This is a genomic window from Thermogutta sp. (genome assembly GCF_014359955.1).
In the GTDB taxonomy this organism is placed as follows: Bacteria; Planctomycetota; Planctomycetia; order Pirellulales; family Thermoguttaceae; genus Thermogutta.
Window position 1 is genome coordinate 1 of record NZ_JACIYL010000884.1, and the last position, 1,713, is coordinate 1,713.

Genomic DNA, 1,713 nt, shown 5'->3' on the forward strand with positions numbered 1-1,713 from the left:
ACGCGTCCCTGCGCAACGACGGGTGACGAATAGGTGTTACTGCCCAGGACCACGCTCCATTTGATGTTCTTGCCGGTTTCGGGGTCGAAAGAGTCAGGGAGATGGGTTTCCTCGGAGATCATATTGCGGGTGAAACGCTGGCCCCATTGTGGCTGGTCCGCCGCCCAACCGGCCTGATGCAGGCAAAGAGCGAGCAGAAAGGCTCCAATCGCCACACACGTGGGTAACGGACTCAGGCGGCAAAGCGCACGGCGGAAGGTGGGAACGGGACCACCCCGGCAGGGTTTCATCTGGGTGAGACAACGGGGGCGGGAAAAATATCCGTTGGATGGATGGCTCATGGTCCACCTCTTCACAATTCCACTGGCGGGATCGTTTCAGGCCGGGCAGGCGATGCGACAACTCGTCCTTTTTTCAGGGCCGGGCTTCTCCGCGATTGTAGACCCAGGGGAGCCTGTGGTCGAGGCGCTGCGGTCCTGGGGATGCTCTTTCCGGGAGGCCGCCTCGATCTCCTGCTGCAAACATTCCACTGCCCGGTCGAGTTGCCGATCGCGGAAATTCTCCGGGATGTTGTCGAAGCCTTCCGGCTTGGGCGATCCCGGCGGCAGGTAGATATCGCGGAGCGCACGGTAGCGAAGGAGGGTTTCCAGTTCCTCTTTTTCCAGGGGTACTTCCCAACCAGGATCAGGTTTCACGCCCCATTCCTGAGATTCGTCGGCACCCGCCATCCGATGGATATTTTTCCCGCTGGGCCGCCAGTAGGCAGCGGTGGTCAGCTTGAGCAATCCCATGCCCGGTTCCAACTGGATGAGTTCCTGCACCGTCCCCTTGCCAAATGAGCGTTCCCCCACCACTTTGGCGCGCTGATGGTCCTGCAGGCAGGCTGCCACGATTTCGCTGGCGCTGGCGCTGTAACGATTGATGAGAACAACAAGCGGCAGGTCGGGACAGACCGGTCGACCACTCGCCGTGTATCGGGCCTTGATGCGACCATCGCGATACCGCGTGGTGACAATGACGCCCGACTTGATGAACATATCGCAGATGGCAACGGCCACTTCCAGTCGGCCGCCGGGATCATCCCGCAGGTCGAGAATGAGACCCCGAATGTTCTTCTTGCGGAGTTGCTCGAGGATTTGGCGAAGTCTTTTGTCGGAATCTTCCGCGAAAGTGGGGAGGCGGACGTAGCCGATGTCGGGATGTTCCTCGAGCACGAAATTCCACGAACCATCCGGATTGCGGGAATCTCCCAGCACGGTCTCCGCCTTGATGACCTCCCGTTTGAGTTTCACATCGCGGGGCTTTTCTTCGCCGGGTGTTTGGATCGTCAAAGTGACGTCTGTCCCTGGTTCGCCGCGCATTTTTTTGGCGGCCTGCTCGAGGGATAAGCCCTCGGTCGGTTCCCCGTTGATGGCGAGGACGATATCGCCCGGCCGAATCCCCGCTCGCTGCGCCGGAGTGTTCGGCAGAGGACTGGCCACACAGATCTTGCGGGTTTTCGGCTCCACAAAAATTTCGATGCCCACACCACCAAACTGCCGATCCAGTTCCTCGGCAAAGCGGGGCAGATCTTCCTCGCTGATGTAACTGGAATACGGGTCGAGGATCTCCGTCATGCCACGGATCGCCGCCTCAGCAAGTTTGCGGGCGGGCTTGGGTTCCAAAGCCTTGAATTCGATCTGCTCCAGCGCGTAGGTGACCACTCGGGCATAC

The 1,713-nt window shown here is 60.0% G+C and carries 2 protein-coding genes; both read right to left on the reverse strand.

Annotated features, from left to right (window positions below):
* A partial coding sequence (locus H5U08_RS17885; RefSeq protein WP_297036232.1) for a hypothetical protein occupies positions 1 to 341 on the reverse strand: 341 nt, incomplete at its 3' end.
* Between the two features lie 36 nt (positions 342 to 377).
* Positions 378 to 1,713 (reverse strand): S41 family peptidase (locus H5U08_RS17890; RefSeq protein WP_297036235.1); only part of this gene is annotated, 1,336 nt, incomplete at its 5' end.